The organism is Litchfieldia alkalitelluris (assembly GCF_002153425.1).
GTDB lineage: Bacteria > Bacillota > Bacilli > Bacillales > Salisediminibacteriaceae > Evansella > Evansella alkalicola.
Genome location: NZ_KZ119600.1, coordinates 4,456,699 through 4,474,756 on the forward strand (window position 1 = coordinate 4,456,699; position 18,058 = coordinate 4,474,756).

Annotated in this window: 18 protein-coding genes; 2 read left to right on the forward strand and 16 right to left on the reverse strand. The window is 41.1% G+C overall.

Going from position 1 to position 18,058, the window contains the following annotated elements; all coding sequences use genetic code 11:
• Positions 1 to 12: 12 nt before the first annotated feature.
• The 12 genes from BW724_RS21115 to upp form a co-directional block, all read right to left on the reverse strand.
• Entirely contained in the window at positions 13 to 414 is a 402-nt protein-coding gene (locus BW724_RS21115) for a F0F1 ATP synthase subunit epsilon (RefSeq protein ID WP_088077052.1), read from the reverse strand.
• Between the two features lie 281 nt (positions 415 to 695).
• Positions 696 to 2,108 (reverse strand): F0F1 ATP synthase subunit beta, encoded by a 1,413-nt coding sequence (gene atpD, locus BW724_RS21120; protein ID WP_088077053.1) that lies wholly within the window; start codon positions 2,106 to 2,108, stop codon positions 696 to 698.
• 186 nt (positions 2,109 to 2,294) lie between these two features.
• Positions 2,295 to 3,197, reverse strand: a complete 903-nt coding sequence (gene atpG, locus BW724_RS21125; protein ID WP_088077054.1) for an ATP synthase F1 subunit gamma — start codon at positions 3,195 to 3,197, stop codon at positions 2,295 to 2,297.
• A 42-nt stretch (positions 3,198 to 3,239) separates the two neighbouring features.
• Positions 3,240 to 4,745: a F0F1 ATP synthase subunit alpha gene (gene atpA / locus BW724_RS21130; RefSeq protein WP_088077055.1), complete on the reverse strand. Its 1,506-nt coding sequence runs from the start codon at positions 4,743 to 4,745 to the stop codon at positions 3,240 to 3,242.
• An 11-nt stretch (positions 4,746 to 4,756) separates the two neighbouring features.
• Positions 4,757 to 5,311, reverse strand: coding sequence for a F0F1 ATP synthase subunit delta (locus BW724_RS21135; RefSeq protein WP_088077056.1), 555 nt, complete (start codon positions 5,309 to 5,311; stop codon positions 4,757 to 4,759).
• Positions 5,308 to 5,811, reverse strand: coding sequence for a F0F1 ATP synthase subunit B (atpF, locus tag BW724_RS21140; RefSeq protein WP_268876164.1), 504 nt, complete (start codon positions 5,809 to 5,811; stop codon positions 5,308 to 5,310). Before atpF ends, BW724_RS21135 begins: the two co-directional genes overlap by 4 nt.
• A gap of 182 nt (positions 5,812 to 5,993) precedes the next feature.
• A complete protein-coding gene (gene atpE, locus BW724_RS21145; protein WP_088077057.1) occupies positions 5,994 to 6,209 on the reverse strand; it encodes an ATP synthase F0 subunit C in 216 nt (71 codons plus the stop codon).
• Positions 6,210 to 6,294: 85 nt separating this feature from the next.
• Positions 6,295 to 7,032, reverse strand: a complete 738-nt coding sequence (gene atpB / locus BW724_RS21150) for a F0F1 ATP synthase subunit A (RefSeq protein WP_088077058.1) — start codon at positions 7,030 to 7,032, stop codon at positions 6,295 to 6,297.
• A gap of 36 nt (positions 7,033 to 7,068) precedes the next feature.
• Positions 7,069 to 7,449 carry an ATP synthase subunit I gene (locus BW724_RS21155; RefSeq protein WP_088077059.1) on the reverse strand — a complete coding sequence of 127 codons (381 nt, stop codon included), beginning with the start codon at positions 7,447 to 7,449 and terminating at the stop codon, positions 7,069 to 7,071.
• Complete coding sequence (locus BW724_RS21160; protein WP_088077060.1) at positions 7,442 to 7,681, reverse strand: AtpZ/AtpI family protein; 240 nt, start codon at positions 7,679 to 7,681, stop codon at positions 7,442 to 7,444. Before BW724_RS21160 ends, BW724_RS21155 begins: the two co-directional genes overlap by 8 nt.
• A 670-nt stretch (positions 7,682 to 8,351) precedes the next feature.
• Complete coding sequence (locus tag BW724_RS24185; protein WP_088078123.1) at positions 8,352 to 10,718, reverse strand: S8 family serine peptidase; 2,367 nt, start codon at positions 10,716 to 10,718, stop codon at positions 8,352 to 8,354.
• 2,178 nt (positions 10,719 to 12,896) lie between these two features.
• Positions 12,897 to 13,526, reverse strand: a complete 630-nt coding sequence (gene upp / locus BW724_RS21175; RefSeq protein ID WP_088077062.1) for a uracil phosphoribosyltransferase — start codon at positions 13,524 to 13,526, stop codon at positions 12,897 to 12,899.
• A 189-nt stretch (positions 13,527 to 13,715) separates the two neighbouring features.
• Here upp and BW724_RS21180 point away from each other — a divergent pair, with 189 nt between their 5' ends.
• Positions 13,716 to 14,015, forward strand: coding sequence for a hypothetical protein (locus BW724_RS21180; RefSeq protein ID WP_088077063.1), 300 nt, complete (start codon positions 13,716 to 13,718; stop codon positions 14,013 to 14,015).
• Positions 14,016 to 14,238: 223 nt separating this feature from the next.
• Here BW724_RS21180 and glyA read toward each other — a convergent pair whose 3' ends face one another.
• The 4 genes from glyA to BW724_RS21200 all read right to left on the reverse strand — a co-directional run bounded on the left by glyA (position 14,239) and on the right by BW724_RS21200 (position 17,487).
• Complete coding sequence (glyA, locus tag BW724_RS21185) at positions 14,239 to 15,498, reverse strand: serine hydroxymethyltransferase (RefSeq protein ID WP_088078124.1); 1,260 nt, start codon at positions 15,496 to 15,498, stop codon at positions 14,239 to 14,241.
• A gap of 53 nt (positions 15,499 to 15,551) precedes the next feature.
• On the reverse strand, positions 15,552 to 16,127 hold the full coding sequence (locus BW724_RS21190) for a TIGR01440 family protein (protein WP_088077064.1): 576 nt from the start codon (positions 16,125 to 16,127) through the stop codon (positions 15,552 to 15,554).
• A 26-nt stretch (positions 16,128 to 16,153) separates the two neighbouring features.
• Positions 16,154 to 16,594, reverse strand: coding sequence for a ribose 5-phosphate isomerase B (rpiB, locus tag BW724_RS21195; protein ID WP_088077065.1), 441 nt, complete (start codon positions 16,592 to 16,594; stop codon positions 16,154 to 16,156).
• Between the two features lie 242 nt (positions 16,595 to 16,836).
• Positions 16,837 to 17,487, reverse strand: a complete 651-nt coding sequence (locus tag BW724_RS21200; protein ID WP_088077066.1) for a low molecular weight protein arginine phosphatase — start codon at positions 17,485 to 17,487, stop codon at positions 16,837 to 16,839.
• A gap of 199 nt (positions 17,488 to 17,686) precedes the next feature.
• Between BW724_RS21200 and BW724_RS23370 the strand changes: the two genes are divergently transcribed.
• The gene (locus tag BW724_RS23370) at positions 17,687 to 17,875 is read left to right on the forward strand and encodes a hypothetical protein (protein ID WP_140355045.1); all 189 of its coding nucleotides are present in this window, start codon (positions 17,687 to 17,689) and stop codon (positions 17,873 to 17,875) included.
• The last annotated feature ends 183 nt before the right edge of the window (positions 17,876 to 18,058 follow it).

An 18,058-nucleotide genomic window follows, 5' to 3' on the forward strand; every position in this document is an offset into this window, starting at 1 on the left:
TTTTCAAACTTATTAACTGCCAGCTACTTCAAGACGGTTTATAGCTCGTTTTAAAGCAAGCTCGGCACGTTTGAAATCAATATGTTCTTTTTTCGCTCGCTCAAGACGGCGTTCAGCACGTTCCTTCGCTGCCCGTGCCCTCGCTACGTCAATGTCTGACGGTAACTCAGCTGATTCAGCTAAAATACTTACTTCGTCTGGGCGAACTTCCATAAAACCGCCACTGACAGCGACGAGCTGAATATTTGAATCATTTTTAAGGCGAACGATACCGATAGTTAGTGGTGCAACTAGCGGTAAGTGCCCCGCCATGATACCTAGGGAGCCTTCCGTTGTTTTCACCGTAACCATTTCGATCTGTCCTTCAAATACGCTGCCATCAGGAGTGACGACATTGGCCTGCATCGTCTTCACGGTTCACCCTCCTTTTCGAAGCCATCCCATTTTCTTCAAAAACCTTAATTAGTTTTTTATAGAAAAACCATCTGATTACCTTAAAACCTTAATTAGTTTTTTTCAGAAAAACCATCTGTTTATCTCAAATACATCAAGTAGATTTGAGAAAATCCGTGTCACTATCTTAAAAACCCTAATAAGTTTTTTCAGAAAAACCTCAGTGAGTACGTCCTAAGTTTCATTTAGAAACAAACTTGAACTCAAATGAGATTTTTCCACAGAAAATGGGCTAGTGCTTCTTATTGCATTTGCTTCGCTTTCTCCATAACTTCTTCAATACGACCTACGAGACGGAAAGCATCCTCTGGAACATCATCATGTTTACCATCAAGAATCTCACGGAAACCACGGATCGTCTCCTTAACTGGCACATAAGAACCAGGTTGTCCCGTAAACTGCTCCGCCACGTGGAAGTTTTGAGAAAGGAAGAACTGAATGCGACGGGCGCGGTGTACAGTAAGCTTATCCTCTTCCGATAACTCATCCATACCAAGGATGGCGATGATATCTTGTAACTCTTTGTATTTCTGTAATGTTTGCTGAACTTGACGAGCCACTTCATAGTGTTCGTCACCAACGATTTCTGGAGATAAGGCGCGTGATGTGGATGCAAGTGGATCCACCGCAGGGTAAATACCCATCTCAGAAAGCTTACGCTCAAGGTTTGTTGTTGCATCTAAGTGAGCGAAAGTTGTTGCTGGTGCAGGGTCAGTATAGTCATCGGCAGGTACATAGATAGCCTGGATCGATGTAACAGAACCCTTTTTCGTTGAAGTGATACGCTCTTGTAATTGACCCATTTCCGTTGCAAGTGTTGGTTGGTAACCTACGGCAGAAGGCATACGACCTAATAGTGCAGATACCTCACCACCTGCTTGCGTGAAACGGAAGATGTTGTCGATGAAAAGAAGTACGTCTGCACCTTTTTCATCACGGAAATGTTCAGCCATTGTTAAACCAGTTAGGGCAACGCGCATACGTGCTCCAGGTGGTTCGTTCATCTGACCGAATACCATTGCTGTTTTATTAATAACCCCAGAGTCCTTCATCTCGAAGTAAAGGTCGTTCCCTTCACGAGTACGCTCCCCTACCCCTGCGAATACGGAAATACCACCGTGCTCTTGGGCGATGTTGTTAATTAGCTCTTGAATTAATACCGTTTTACCTACACCGGCACCTCCGAAGAGACCGATTTTACCACCTTTTATGTACGGTGCTAATAAGTCAACGACCTTAATTCCAGTTTCTAAGATTTCTGTTTTTGTAGAAAGCTCTTCGTAAACAGGTGCTTGACGGTGAATTGGATCTCGGCGAACAGAAGCATCGATTGGCTCATCCAAGTCAATGTTTTCACCTAGCACGTTAAATACTCGACCTAACGTATCATCACCAACAGGAACAGTGATAGCTTTACCTGTGTCTAAAACGTCCATTCCACGGACAAGTCCATCTGTGGAAGACATGGCAACAGTACGAACTGTATCATCACCTAGATGAAGTGCCACTTCCAACGTAAGATCTACGTCTACTTCCCCAGAAGACTGGGCTTGGCGTTCCACTTTTAATGCGTTATATATCTCAGGTAACTGGCCACGGTCAAACTGAACGTCAACTACTGGACCCATTACCTTTGTGACGCGTCCTTTATTCATCTGCTTTCCTCCTTACTTCCATACTACTTCCATACTTCGTGCCAGCATTACTACTTCCTTACTTCATGCCAGCATTACTACTTCCTTACTACTTCTTACTTGCCACACTACTTGATTTTTCAAAAAAACTGTTGGATTTACTGTGCCTGTTGAGGCTGTAAAATCCATCAACCACTAGCCTTCGGATTAATCTAGGGCAGAAGCTCCCCCTACAATCTCGTTAATCTCCTGCGTGATCGCCGCTTGACGGGCACGGTTATATACTAACGTCAGCTCATCAATTCGATCCGTTGCATTATTTGTTGCAGATTGCATTGCCGTCATACGAGCTCCGAACTCACTTGCTTTCGCATCGAGAAGGGCGCCATAGATAAGGCTTTCCGCATAGTGCGGTAGAAGCTGCTCCAAAATAATTTCAGGATTTGGCTCATAAATATATTCAAGGTTTGTGCTACTGCTGTCTTCCGTTACTTCTTCCCCGTCAGCGTCACCGCCAAATTCATTGAGTGGAAGAAGCTTTGATTCCGTAACTTTTTGACTAATTACACTCACGAAATGGTTGTAGTGGATGTAAATCTCATCAAAGATTCCATCTGTAAACATCTGCACCGTAGTGGAGGCGATATTTTTGATCTCCTGATACTCAGGCTGATCTTGAAGTCCCACGATTTCTTGATAAATCGGTAAACCTCTCTTTTTGAAAAAATCACGTCCCACTCGCCCAACTACGATAAGACCATACTCTTCAGGAGAGGCATGTCTTTCGTTCAAGATTCTAAGGGTATTTCTTAACAAGCTACTGTTATACGCTCCACATAGTCCTCGGTCCGATGTAATGACAATATAAGCTGTCTTTTTCACTTCTTCACGAGCCTCTAGCATTGGGTGAGAGATGCCTTTCTCTTCTTCATTTCCAGATGCGATGCTGGAAACCACTTCTCTAATTTTTTCCGTATATGGTAAAAAGGAAGTTGATTTAGATTGGGCACGGTTTAACTTTGCTGCAGAAACCATTTCCATTGCTTTCGTAATCTGCTTCGTTTTTTTCGTCGAGGTAATCCTCGATTTTATATCTCTTAATGAAGCCAACGTTCTTCACCACCTTTACTTACGAACTAGTTCATCGTTTCATTAAGATGCGCTAAAAGTGTTTTTGAAGTCTTCAATCGCTTTCTTCAGATCCGTTTCTTCTGGTAGCGTTCCAGTTGTTTTAATATGATCCAAAAGATCTTTATTGTTATGTTCTAAGAACGTAAACAACTCAGCTTCAAAGCGTTGAATATCTTCTACTTCCACATCATCTAAATGACCTTTCGTTAAGGCGAATAGAATCACAACTTGTTTTTCAACCGCAAGAGGTTGGTGAAGTCCTTGCTTCAATACTTCTACTGTACGGGCACCACGGTTAAGCTTCGCCTGTGTAGACTTATCAAGGTCAGAACCGAACTGTGCGAACGCCTCTAACTCACGATAAGAAGCCAAGTCAAGACGCAGTGTACCTGCTACCTTCTTCATCGCTTTGATTTGGGCAGAACCACCTACACGTGATACGGAAAGACCTGCATCAACCGCTGGACGGATACCAGAGAAGAACAAGTTAGATTGTAGGAAAATTTGTCCATCTGTAATGGAAATAACGTTAGTTGGAATATATGCTGAAATATCACCAGCTTGTGTTTCGATAAATGGAAGAGCCGTTAAAGAACCTGCACCCTTCGCATCACTTAACTTCGCTGCACGCTCCAATAAACGGGAGTGAAGATAGAATACGTCCCCTGGATACGCTTCACGGCCTGGAGGACGACGAAGTAACAAGGAAAGCTCACGATAAGCGGACGCTTGCTTCGTTAAGTCATCATAGATCACAAGAACGTGTTTTCCGTTATACATAAATTCCTCACCCATTGTTACCCCTGCGTATGGTGCTAAGAACAATAATGGGGCTGGCTGAGAAGCACTTGCAGTTACGACAATTGTATAATCTAACGCTCCGTGTTCACGAAGGGTATCAACAACGCCAGCAACTGTAGATTCTTTTTGACCAATAGCTACATAAATACAGATCATATCTTGATCTTTTTGGTTAATAATTGTATCCATTGCGATTGCAGTTTTACCAGTTTGACGGTCACCAATGATTAACTCACGTTGACCACGACCAATTGGAATTAATGCATCGATAGATTTAATCCCTGTTTGTAATGGCTCATGTACAGACTTACGATCCATTACTCCAGGTGCTGGACTTTCGATTGGACGTGTTTTCGTTGTTTCAATAGGACCTTGACCATCTACAGGTTGACCTAATGGATTAACAACACGACCTAGAAGCTCCTCACCAACTGGAACCTCCATGATTCGTCCAGTACGACGCACTTCGTCACCTTCACGAATTTCAGTATATGGCCCTAGGATAATGATACCTACTGTATCTTCCTCAAGGTTCTGAGCCATACCCATTACGCCATTAGAAAACTCTAAAAGCTCACCGGCCATTGCGCTTTCAAGACCGTGAGCAACGGCAATCCCGTCCCCTACGCGGATAACGGTACCAACATCATTCACTTCTATTTCAGATTGATAGCCTTCAATCTGCTTTTTAATAATAGAGCTGATCTCATCGGCTCTGATGCTCATTACGTTCACCCCTATCTACTAACGTTACCGTGCATCATGCTCTGTTGAATGCGTGCAAGCTTCGTTGCTACACTTCCATCATATACACGATCGCCGACTCTTACTTTTAAACCACCGATTAATTCTTTATCCACGATGTTATCTATTAATAGCTTTTGTTTACCTGCTTTCGCTGCGAAAACCGAAGCTACTGCTTCTTTTTCCTCATCTGTTAAGGCCTTTGCAGAATATACTTGCGCTTCCGCAACTCCTTCTGCCTCGTTAAACAAACTATTATAGTCATCCACGATTGCTAGGAAAACATCTTCCCGTTTTTTATCAATCAAGATAAACAGTAAATTTACTACTGCTTCACTCACTTTTCCTGAAAAACTAGAAGAAACGATCTTCTTCTTTTCTTCTGGAGTCATTTTTGCGTGTCTAAACACTTCGTCAAGAAGGTTCGTTTCCCGCATAACTTGTGACACGAGCTCTAGTTCCTGTTTGACCTCTGAGAGTAAGTTTTTTTCTTGTGCATATTCAAACATCGCACTTGCATAGCGAAATCCTACTGGATGTTTTTTCATAGTTCTTCGCCAACTTCTTTAAGAGTTTCTTGAATGAGCTTTTCTTGTTCTTGCTCATCTAATTCTCTCTCAATTACTTTTGAGGCCACAAGAATGGACAAGGTAGAAACTTGCTCACGAAGCGCGGAGATCGCTTGTTCTTTTTCTTGATTAATTTGGGCAATGGCAGCTTCGATTCTACGGTCTGCCTCACGTTTAGCTTCGGCTTTTAATTCTTCCGCTTGCTGCTCGCTCATTCTTCTCGTGTTTTCCACGATTTCTTTTGCTTCTAAACGGGCCTGTTGGATCGCTTCCCGTTGTTCTTCTAAATATTTTTCAGCATCTTGACGATTTTTCTCAGCTGAGGAAATTTGCTCGGCAATGTGGTTTTCCCGTTTTTCCATCATATCCATTACAGGACCAAGGGCATAGCGCTTTAATAGCCACATTAGCACTAGGAATCCTAAGATCTGAAATATAGCATCACCGAAAGTAAATGTTTCACCAAACAGTGCTTCCAACTTATTCGCCTCCTTCACTTCCAAGTCCTATCATAAGGAATGGCGAAGACTAGCATTCTCCGCCATTTAGATTGTTGTTACAAGAAGATGTGGATGCAATTTTAGGATATTAGATCACGAAGTGACTGACGTTCTAAAATTTATGTAACATCCTTTTCTTGTGTAAGACTTAAAAACTATTCTTACAGTGATCCGTATAGCATGAAGGCAATAACGATAGCAAGGATTGGAATCGCCTCTACTAGTGGTGCACCAATGAATAGAAGTAATTGAATTGGTCCACGCATTTCTGGCTGACGGCTAATCCCTTGAACTACACTTCGTACTACGATTGCTACACCAAACGCACCTGCTAGTGCAGCGATACTTGCAACTAATGCTACTGAAAAGAATTCCATGATAAATATCCTCCTTTAAATTATAAGACAATAATTTTATTTTTATTTTGTAACGCCCTAAAAAGAAAGAGCATAATTACTACTTTTAGTGATCTTCACTAACTTTGTGAGACATATACACCATTGTTAACATACAGAAAATAAATGCTTGTAGTGCCCCGATAAATGTACCGAAAACTTGCCATACTACCATCGGTACGAACGCTCCTATCCCCCATAAAACAGAAGTTGTCCCTAAACCAACTAACATAACCATCAACACTTCTTTCGCATAAACGTTACCGTAAAGACGCATTCCAAGTGTGATTGTATTAGAGAAGTCCTCAATTATTTTAAATGGGAATAAGAAAAACACAGGTCTGAAATAATCCTTACCATATTCTTTCGGGCCCTTTAGTTTTAGACCATAGTAATGTGTCATAAGAATGACCATCGCAGCTAAAGAAAGGGTTAACATTGGGTCAGCTGTCGGTGATTTCCACCAAACAATTTTCCCTTCATCTGTCCATTGCGCAAACTCAAATGGAATCCCTGCCATATTCGATACAAACACATATAATATAATAGTTACACCGAGTACAACAAAGTGTTGTCCCTGTTTCCAATCCATCGCACTACTGATAATGTTTTTAATAAATTGGATTAAATACTCTAACGCGTTTTGTGCTCCACTAGGATACATCTTGATCGTTCTTGACATGAAAAACAATACGAAGAAAACGATGGTTAATGAAACAGTTACCATAAAAATATTGGCTAAATTAAATGCTAACCATTCAATTCCAAACAGGTATACGACGGGGTCTGTATAATAATCACCCAAAAGCTCTCACCTCTTTTCTGTAATCTGGTGTTGACATCATTTGGTTTTCAAATGATGTCTCATGTAAATGATAGGTTCTATTAATATTAAAACATAGGTAACCATTAAACCTATGATAACCCCCATTAAGTCAAAGTACTCAGGGAACCTCATTGCAATAATCACAGCTAACACTGCGTAAATCACCCGCGCTAAACTTCCAAAAGACCACTTAGCAGTGCCCCCATCAAGTATATTTCCAATAGCCTTAACTTGTTTATACATACTTAATAAGTTAAATAAACTAAATACTGCTCCAAGTGTTAAGCCGAGGAAAAATTGGGTGTTAGTGAAAAATAGAGCAATGACCATAAAAATTATTATAAGTATTACCGTATACATTATGTATCGTTTCGCAACAACATGAAAATCATTCACGGGAACTGCCTCCTAAAAAGCGCCTTATTGCAATAATTATCCCCGTCACTGCTACTCCGAGACCAAGCAGTAAGCCTGTTACGAGAAATGCTACTTCCGTATGAAACTGCTTGTCTAACCATCGTCCAATAAAGATCCCCAGCAAAACAGACCCTACAAAGTATGAGCTGATCGTTGTCATCAAAGCGAAAGCCTTCAAGAATCCTTGGAATTTCGATGGTTCTGCTGACATTTGCCCCACCCTAATCTTCATATATGTACTTTAGAAAACGCTTAAGGTAACAGGTGTTCTATCTAACTACAAATCAGCATTTTAGCGATGTTTAAATACCCCTTGTAATCGTACAATAGAGGGATTCTTACTGTCAAACATATGTAGTGAGAATTGAAAAACACAAAAAAAATTTCAAAAAATCTGAAGCGCTTCCAATGTGGCTGATATGCTTTTTCACTAAATTGTCACAATTACTATTATACATAAAATATTCACAACTGTCTTTGATATTATTTAAGAAAAATAATGTTTGAATTTTCAATTTATTCTACGGGAAATGATATTGTTTATTCCTTATATTTGTGGAGAGCGAATTAACTTGTTATTCGTTCTAGTCAGTTTTAACAAGCACTAATAATAATAACATCATTATTACCTTATTTATACTATTTTCTTCAAGTTATTTTAAAGAAATTTTCAATCTATATTGGGGTGGCGAAGAGAGCACACCATTTATAGAAAAACTACAGTGTTGTTGTTTTTTTGGGGGAAGGGCCTCGCCTCGGAGCGAGTAGGTAGTCGGTGATTGGTGGGTACTGGTGGTGGTAAGTCGTGAGGCTAGTCTACTATTAAAAAAATTATCTTACAGCTTTGCTTGATAAGAAAAAGAGAAGAGGAAGAAAGCAATTTAGCTTCCTTCCTCCCAAGTACCAATAAATAATTCTCTTTCTATGACATCTTCGTGACCTTGTTTTTTCGCAAAAATGATCGCTTTATAAACACCTGGCTCAAGGCCTTGAATTTCAATGTCCTGTTCAAACATCCCGCGCTCTAAATTTGATTGTACATCAATATAGTCTATAAAACGGAAGGTGTCAGGATCATATAAGGCAATCCCGAATTTATCGGCACCACCAGGTAAGTAAACTTCATAGTGATATTCTTCTGGATTCGATTTTTGTTCAAACATAAAAGCCATCAGTCGAGGATACTCAGGTTCTTCCACGAAAAACAGGAATGGAACTGTAATCGTCTCACTACCACTTCTCACTACTATCTCATCATGGAATATACCTTCTTGGAAAACAGCAGGAAAGACGTCCATAGTAACTGGGACCGTTTTCTTTTCACCAGGAGATAAGTACATTGAAAAAGGCACTTTCCATTGTATACCGTCCGGAACACTAAACGGTGGCTCTACCGTATATCGCTTTCTTTCATCAGATAAATTTTCGATAGTCAGCTCTACTGTTTTTTCTAAGCGACTGTCCGTACGAAGCCACTTCCCGAAGGAAACAGATCCTGGATAAACAAGCGTTTCCGTATTAAGGGCTTCATTTAATTGAATTCTACCTGTCCCTTGTACGTGAGGAGGATAAATCTCTCCTTCCTTATCTACAATTGGTTTAGCAGTATTCATTAATGCGGCTTTTATCTGGTCAGGTGTCCAGTCTGGATGCTTTTGCTTTATTAAAGCTGCAGCACCTGCAACGTGTGGAGCTGCCATGCTAGTTCCATTCAGGTCTAAATACCCTCTTGGAACAGTACTATCAATTGCTACACCAGGAGCCACTAAATCAGGTTTAATATCCCAAGTGTGTGTCACAGGGCCTCTTGAACTAAAAGGTGCCATGAGATCTTCTTCGTGTCTATAAACCGTTCGAATATATACTGACTCTTTCATGATTTGCTCCTTTAAAGCTTCACCTGCCTCTTTTGATATTCCAATTACTGGTATATCGACAGGTTGTTCGAGCATTCCAGTAAATTCACCATCTGTATGATTATAGACGATGAGTCCTTCTGCTCCTGCTTGCTGTGCAAGATTAGCTTTTATTGTAAAACTAATTTGTCCCCTTTCAGCTAAAACAATTTTCCCACGAACATCTTGTTGGTAATAATTCTCTTCACTTCCCAAGCCTACATATTGGAGAGGATATTCCTTTTTCAAATCCCATTCCAAGGAGTTTTTCATAGGCTGGATTGAAATTTCCTCATCTTCATCTCCATATATATCTGCTGTAATGTAAGGTATTTTCATCGGAGGCGTAGAAGCACCAACAGATATTGCTCTTGACGAAGTACCCGGAGATCCAACTGTCCACAAGTTAGGCCCACTATTTCCATTTGAAGTAACTGCAACAACACCTTGTTCTACAGCTTTATCCAGCGCAACGCTAGTAGGCCAGTCTGGTCCATTTACTGTATTACCAAGGGATAGGTTAATGATATCAACCTCATCTTCCACGGCTTTTTCAATCGCCTCAATCACTTGCTCTGTTGTCCCCATGCCAGTTGGGCCAAGTGTCCTATAGCCATATATTTCAGCTTCTGGCGCTACCCCTTGCAATCGACCGTTTGCTGCAATAATTCCAGCAACATGGGTTCCATGAAGGGTCGGCATTCCTTCTTCTTTACGGGTTTCCATCGGATCGTCATCGTTATCTACTACATCGTATCCACCTTTGAAATTATCTTTTAGATCAGGGTGGTTATAATCTATCCCCGTATCAATCACTGCAACTTTTACACCTTTTCCAGTGAGTTTTTCTCCATTTGCATCTAATACATTTCGTATTTCGTCCCCTCCAATGAAGGGTACACTCACATCTAAGGAAGGTTCGTAGTATGCAATTTCGTCAACACGCTTTATGCCGTCTACCTCATGCAGCTTTGTTATACTTTTTCTAACTGTTTCTATTGAAAAACCATTATAAAGCTTTGTAAAAACTTTTCTAATTTCCACAGACGGGATTATTTCCTTGACTCGCTTTACTGTTTCTTCAGGGTGATCATTCGATTCAATTATAAAAATCGCTGATTCATCACCATTGTTCGGGAATTCTGGACGTTCCGGGTAAAAAACATCTTTGATTGAAATAGCTATTTCATCATCTTGTTTTTTCGAATTGTTTTGCATAATGGATATTCCGTCACTGCTATTATCGCTGTTATTACTGCTATTGCTGCTATTATCCACGGCATGCCCCACTGTTGTTGGGACCATAAAGCAGAGTAGAATGATCCATATGACGACTTTTTGTAGCCTAAACATTTTCGTCATCCTGTTCAACCCGACTCCCTCCAGTATAGACTTAAAAAACATGGACTGATTTTCCTTTATCATTCCAAGGAGGTAGCTATTTCATGCAAAGGGATTGAAGAGAATGAAGAAAAACTATCTAGTTGGTTTTTGATGGAGAGCGTTGGGTGGGTTGGTGATGCGGGATTTGTGCGAGGTTTGTGGAAAAAGCTAATTGTGAGTTTTTATGCGGGTTGTGGAAGAACTAATACCGAGATTTTCTTGCGGGTGTGGAGTTGTTCTTTATTCGGGTTGCGGATTATTCGGGTTGCTGAAGTGCAAGAACTAATAGTGGCTTTTTATGGTGAGTATGTAGTGGGTTGGTGGAATTACGTCTTGTCTTGTGGGTTTGTGGATTTACGGTTAGTGGGTTTTTGAAATAATCTATAGTGGACATGGACATCTGTATCAACCTCTATTAGGCTTAGTGATTTCTAATTTTTCTGTTTTTTATTAGAGGGTTGGCGCAGGATCACTATAGGGGTAAAAAACTTGGTTTATTTGACTGAAGCAATGGGACAGTTTCTGTAAAAGGTAATTAAACCTGATTTGTTTTACCGAAGACTTGGTGTTACCTCCCTTTCGGGGAATTAAAACTGATTTATTTTACCGAAGGCTTGGCGCTGAATTCCTTTCGGGGAATTAAACTTGATTTATTTTACCGAAGGCTTGGTGCTACCTCCCTTTCGGGGAATTAAAACTGATTTATTTTACCGAAGGCTTGGTGCCTTGCTTCGGGCACTATCAACGACTCTTAGTGCCCCAAACACGATTCCACCCCTCGCTTCGGGCACTATCCACTCTTCTTAGTGCCCCAAACACGATTCCAACCCTCGCTTCGGGCACTATCCACTCTTCTTAGTGCCCCAAACACGATTCCAACCCTCGCTCCGGGCACTATCAACGACTCTTAGTGCCCCAAACACGAGTGCAACCCTTGCTTCGAGCACTATCCACTCTTCTTAGTGCCCCAAACACGATTCCAACCCTCGCTCCGGGCACTATCTACTCTTCTTAGTGCCCCAAACACAAATCCAAGCCTTGCTTCAGGCACTATCAACGACTCTTAGTGCCCCAAACACGATTCCAACCCTCGCTTCGGGCACTATCAACGACTCTTAGTGCCCCAAACACGATTCCAACTCGTGCTTCGGGCACTATCCACGACTCTTAGTGCCCCAAACACAAATCCAACTCTCGCTTCGGGCACTATCAACGACTCTTAGTGCCCCAAACACGATTCCAACCCTCGCTTCGGGCACTATCCACGACTCTTAGTGCCCCAAACACAAATCCAACTCTCGCTTCGGGCACTATCAACGACTCTTAGTGCCCCAAACACGATTCCAACCCTCGCTCCGGGCACTATCAACGACTCTTAGTGCCCCAAACACGATTCCAACCCTCGCTTCGGGCACTATCCACGACTCTTAGTGCCCCAAACACGTGTGCAGCCCTTGCTTCGGGCACTATCTACTCTTCTTAGTGCCCCAAACACGAGTCCAACTCTTGCTTCGGGCACTATCTACTCTTCTTAGTGCCCCAAACACGAGTCCAACTCTTGCTTCGGGCACTATCCACGACTCTTAGTGCCCTGAACACAAATCCAACTCTTGCTTCGGGCACTATCAACGACTCTTAGTGCCCCAAACACGATTCCACCCCTCGCTTCGGGCACTATCCACGACTCTTAGTGCCCCAAACACAAATCCAAGCCTTGCTTCGGGCACTATCAACGACTCTTAGTGCCCCAAACACGATTCCACCCCTCGCTTCGGGCACTATCCACGACTCTTAGTGCCCCAAACACAAATCCAAGCCTTGCTTCGGGCACTATCAACGACTCTTAGTGCCCCAAACACGATTCCACCCCTCGCTTCGGGCACTATCCACGACTCTTAGTGCCCCAAACACAATAGCAACTCGTGCTTCGGGCACTATCCATATCCACTCTTCTCTGAATGTCCCACGGCTACGGCTATTAACACAACCTCTATAATAGGATTAATAAAGGAGCAGCGCGCATCCCAAGGAACTTAAAAAGAGTGCACCCCAAAAGTTATTACTTTTGAGACGCACTCCATAACACTCCATAAATGATGTTTTTGCTAAAAAAGAAATTTAGTAAGCCCGCTAAATAAATGCTTAAATTTACTTTGTTCCGTACAAGCGGTCACCAGCGTCTCCAAGACCCGGAACAATGTAGCCTTTAGAATTAAGCTTTTCATCCATTGCCGCTAAGTAGATATCCACTTCTGGGTGATACTTTTGAACTTCTTCTACGCCTTCAGGAGCAGCAACTAAACACATTAGCTTGATGTTCTTTGCCCCACGTTTTTTTACAGAGTTAATTGCTTCTACAGCAGATCCACCTGTTGCTAACATTGGGTCAATGACAATGAATTCGCGTACTTCCACATCAGAAGGTAACTTGATGTAGTACTCGACTGGCTTTAGTGTTTCTGGATCACGATATAAACCAACATGTCCAACTTTAGCCGCTGGAATTAACTTTAGAATTCCATCAACCATGCCTAATCCTGCACGGAGAATAGGGACTAAACCTAATTTTTTACCAGCAATTACTTTACTATTGGCTGTAGCAACAGGAGTTTCCACTTGTACATCTTGAAGTGGTAAATCTCGTGTAATTTCAAAAGCCATCAAACTCGCTACTTCGTCAATCAACTCTCTGAATTCTTTTGTTCCAGTATTTTTATCGCGAATGTACGTTAACTTATGTTGAATGAGGGGGTGATCAAATACATAAACTTTACCCATGGTTCCGCTCCTTTATAGTAAGTATCTACTTAATTTAATTGAACTCCTTTGAAAATTCTACATAAAAAGACACGCCGATTCAAGAACTATTAAAACTTTTCATTAAAATTACATGAAGTTGTCGTAAATAGCACCCATTAAGAGACTCATGATATACTCAGGACAATTATCCTAGAAGCAGGTGTCATAATGTCTGTATTATTATATTTTCTGGTGTATATATTACCTATTTCCCTTTCGACTGCAATTGGGTACTATTCGAGTGACAATCGCCAGGAAGAGCTTATTATCCCTAAATTAATCGGTTTTTATTTTCTCGGTACACTCATTTTTTGGTATGGCATAATTCCACTTCCCTTTGGTTTTGGTGTAGGGTACGGACTGATACATTATTGGTCAAAAGAAAAGAAATTCGTTAATGCCCCTGGAAAAAAACGTGTGTTAATTGCTGGACTGATCGTTAGTTTCATTAGTCATATACTTTTTTAAAGGCTACCGTCGAAATGATTTGTTGGAAAAAACTGCGGTTTACTCCCTTTCCGTGGAGAAGCCGGCAAGCCGCTTCATGAGCAGCTTAGCTCTGCAGGGGCTTGTCCTGCCTTCCTTTTCCGCGGGTGTCTGGGTCGGCTACTCACTTTCATATAAAAAGAAAGAGGTTCTCCCTTCCGTATTCACTATGAAGTGACATTCTGGGACAACCTCTTATGACTATTTATCCTAAGTCTTCGTACAACGGAACCTTAGATGTTAGTGTTTCTACCTCTTTTTTCGCCTCAGCTAATACGCTCTCGTCATCTACTGCTTTCAATACTTTCGCAATGATCTTTCCAGTTTCCTTCATGTCCTCTTCTCCAAAACCACGGCTAGTAACTGCAGCAGTACCAATACGAAGACCACTTGTTACAAATGGGCTTTCTGGATCATAAGGAATCGTGTTTTTATTTGTTGTTATTCCAACACTATCCAATGCCTCTTCCGCTACTTTCCCAGTTATGCCAAGACCTCGCAAGTCAAGTAAAACGAGGTGATTATCCGTTCCACCAGAAACAAGATCAATTCCTTCGTCCAACAATGTAGCGGCTAAAACTACAGCGTTTTTCTTCACCTGTTCAGAATAAGCTTTGAATTCTTCCCCTAATGCCTCACCAAGAGCAACTGCTTTTGCGGAGATGACATGCATTAATGGACCACCTTGTAATCCTGGAAAAATTGCTTTATCAATTTTTTTCGCAAATTCTTCTTTACAAAGAATCATTCCCCCACGTGGACCACGTAGAGTCTTATGCGTTGTTGTCGTTACAAAGTCTGCAAAAGGAACTGGAGACGGATGGTGACCTGTCGCAACAAGTCCTGCGATGTGAGCCATATCCACCATTAAGTAAGCTCCCACTTCATCAGCTATCTCACGAAATACTTTGAAATCAATTTCCCTTGGGTATGCACTGGCACCTGCTACAATTAGCTTAGGTTTATGCTCTTGTGCCTTCGCACGGACATCTTCATAATCTAGAATTCCAGTTTTTTCATCAACACCGTATTCAACGAAGTTATATTGTTTTCCACTAAAATTAACTGGGCTACCATGTGTTAAGTGGCCACCATGTGATAAATTCATACCGAGAACTGTATCGCCATGCTCAAGGATCGTGAAGTAAACAGCCATATTAGCCTGAGCACCGGAGTGTGGCTGAACATTAACGTGCTCTGCACCAAATAGTTCTTTTGCACGGTTTCTCGCAATGTCTTCTACTACGTCTACATGCTCACAACCGCCATAATACCGTTTATTCGGGTAACCCTCTGCGTATTTATTCGTTAGAACTGAGCCTTGCGCTTCCATTACAGCATTTGAAACAAAGTTTTCTGAAGCAATTAATTCAATGTTTGAACGTTGTCTCCCAAGCTCTGCTTCCATTGCCTTAAAAACTTCCTCGTCTTGAATCCTTACGTTTGCTAATGTGTCTGTCCCCATTGTCGTCATCTCCATAAACCTCCTAATAATAACCCAGTTATTTTATTTTTTTGCTAATCACATGTCTCATCCCTATGTACAACTTTGTAGACCGCTCGTTCTCCACCAATTAGCTTTGGTCGAGTTCTAGCCATCGTTACATGTGCTTCCCCTACTGATTTCACCGTGCTACGGACTGGTACTGCTACTTTTTTTAAATGCATTCCTATCAGTGTATCTCCAATATCAATACCTGCATCAGCTTTCACTTCTTCTACCATCACAGCACCCTTCATTTTTTTAAAAGCCAGTGCTGCCATTGCTCCCCCAGCACTCCCCACTGGTACAACAGATACTTGCTCTAGCTGTTGAACAAAACTGTAGTCACTTTCTACAACTAGGGCTCTATTTAAATGTTCACAGCACTGGAATGCATAGGAAATATCTGTTTTTTGTTGAAAGTTGTAAAGTACCTCCCAAAGTGCTTCTGCTACCTCTTTCGTTCCTGCACTCCCAATATGCTTCCCTGCCACTTCACTAGTGCTAGCCCCTACCACAACAAGTTGCTTCGGTTTTAAGTCAGCAGCTTGATTCAAGTCGTCCAATGCTGTTGCCAACGCTTGCTGTATAGCCTTTAAGTCTAACGCCATACTAGAATCACCCTTAATTAAATTAATTAAGACCCCTCATACTCCGTAATTTTTCCTACTCTTGTCGCATGACGACCACCCTCGAATTCCGTTGATAACCAAACTCGAGCTATTTCTGTTGCCAATCCAGGCCCAATAACTCTTTCACCCATCGCTAAAATATTTGTGTCATTATGTTCCCTTGTTACTTTTGCTGTAAAAAGGTCATGGACTAGGGCACAACGAATTCCCTTCACTTTGTTTGCTGCAATAGACATACCAATGCCAGTGCCACAAATTAGGATTCCCCTATCTACTTCACCGTTAGCTACCTTTTCTGCAACAGGAATCCCATAATCTGGGTAGTCAACAGAGTCTGTACAGTCACAACCAACATCCTCATATTCAATTCCCATTTCTTGTAATAAGTTAGTGATTTCACGCTTTAAATTTAAACCACCATGATCTGAACCAATTGCTACTTTCATTTCAAACTGCCGCCTTTCTCATTTCCTTTAATATATGGCTAGTTAATCATCTACCAGCTGAAAGGGAGTACCTGTAACAAAAATTTAGCCTCAAGGTTTAACATAGCCAATTATAAAAATCGAAGTCCCTGTTCGTATTTTAACAAGGTAATGCCATTTCAAACAGTAGCTTTTGACAAAAAACTCAAATTATTTTTTAAAATGTCAAATGAAAAGGTTTACATTGTCCATAACCTAACCTTTTACTGTTCTTCAAACTTTTTTAAAAGTTTTTTCACTGATTCCTCGAGCTCTTTAAACGTTTGATCATACACTTCCACACTAGCCATGTATGGATCTGCTATGTCGAAGGATGGCAGTTCGGCCATTAACTTTGCGATTGCTTCCTGCTCCGGTTGAAGCTCTTTAAGCAGTGCTTGCTCAAGCTCCTGTTGTTTAGAAATATCTTTCGTTTTATTATATCTTTCCACTTGATCTTGATTGTTTGCTAAAAAGCTAGCTCGTTTTAATTCCAACTGAGCCATATGGTGCTTCAGTTTATCGATCTTTTCTATCGTTTCAGGGTCGTCCAGAATATATTCTTTCAATGTATATATTTTCTCATGGTTTTCAGGATATAGTTCTATCACTGAGCGTCTATGATTTTCTGTCATCGTTAACACTACATCAGCCCAATCAATGAGATCTCTACTCAGAACTGATGACTTATGATTATCTATCATATTCCTATTTGATAAAACGGTTTGTGCTCCTTCAGACATGGGCATACCTTCTATCGCATGAATCCCAGCAGATTTCACTTCGAATTTACCACTTTGTTCTTTCAAAAAGATAGCTTCTGCCATGGGGCTTCTACATGTATTTCCTGTACATACAAATAATATATTTTTCATTAAGCCACATCCCTTCTACCTTCCAATTTCCCTTGTTCCTATTATTTTATGCTTCAATTATTTTCCAAAAGTTGCTTTCGTTATGTCGGAGTTCATTATTATATTTTATCACATAAGCACCACTCAAGTGTTGCTTGGGGATTTTATGGGAGGGGGGGAGGGTGTGGGATAGGGGGTGGTTTGAGTTTGGGGGCGGGGGTTGGATGGTGGGTTGGGGTCCGAGATGCTTTATTTAATCATTCTCATACCTGGTAACATTGCTATATTGACAGATTTAGGTTCGATTACATCAAATCTGCCTTTATTACCTTGTTTTATCGACAGATTTGATGCTGATATATTCAAATCTGTCGGTATTACCTTGTTTTATCGGCAGTTTTGCTTCTAAAAGATTCAAATCTGCCGGTATTACCTTCTCTTATCGACAGTTTTGCTGCTAATAAATTCAAATCTGTCGGTATTACCTTGTCTTATCGACAGTTTTGATGCTAATAAATTCAAATCTGTCGGTATTACCTTCTCTTATCGACAATTTTGCTGCTAATAAATTCAAATCTGTCGGTATTACCTT

Excerpts from the sequence above, each read along its gene's own strand:
- BW724_RS21200 (WP_088077066.1), bottom strand. The coding sequence starts at position 17,487 with ATGAAAAATATATTATTTGTATGTACAGGAAATACATGTAGAAGCCCC.
- BW724_RS21180 (WP_088077063.1), top strand. The coding sequence starts at position 13,716 with ATGTCTGTATTATTATATTTTCTGGTGTATATATTACCTATTTCCCTT.
- atpA (WP_088077055.1), bottom strand. The coding sequence starts at position 4,745 with ATGAGCATCAGAGCCGATGAGATCAGCTCTATTATTAAAAAGCAGATT.
- BW724_RS24185 (WP_088078123.1), bottom strand. The coding sequence starts at position 10,718 with ATGTTTAGGCTACAAAAAGTCGTCATATGGATCATTCTACTCTGCTTT.
- upp (WP_088077062.1), bottom strand. The coding sequence starts at position 13,526 with ATGGGTAAAGTTTATGTATTTGATCACCCCCTCATTCAACATAAGTTA.
- BW724_RS21190 (WP_088077064.1), bottom strand. The coding sequence starts at position 16,127 with ATGGCGTTAGACTTAAAGGCTATACAGCAAGCGTTGGCAACAGCATTG.
- BW724_RS21135 (WP_088077056.1), bottom strand. The coding sequence starts at position 5,311 with ATGAAAAAACATCCAGTAGGATTTCGCTATGCAAGTGCGATGTTTGAA.
- atpD (WP_088077053.1), bottom strand. The coding sequence starts at position 2,108 with ATGAATAAAGGACGCGTCACAAAGGTAATGGGTCCAGTAGTTGACGTT.
- glyA (WP_088078124.1), bottom strand. The coding sequence starts at position 15,498 with ATGGGGACAGACACATTAGCAAACGTAAGGATTCAAGACGAGGAAGTT.
- BW724_RS21160 (WP_088077060.1), bottom strand. The coding sequence starts at position 7,681 with ATGTCAGCAGAACCATCGAAATTCCAAGGATTCTTGAAGGCTTTCGCT.
- atpE (WP_088077057.1), bottom strand. The coding sequence starts at position 6,209 with ATGGAATTCTTTTCAGTAGCATTAGTTGCAAGTATCGCTGCACTAGCA.
- rpiB (WP_088077065.1), bottom strand. The coding sequence starts at position 16,594 with ATGAAAGTAGCAATTGGTTCAGATCATGGTGGTTTAAATTTAAAGCGT.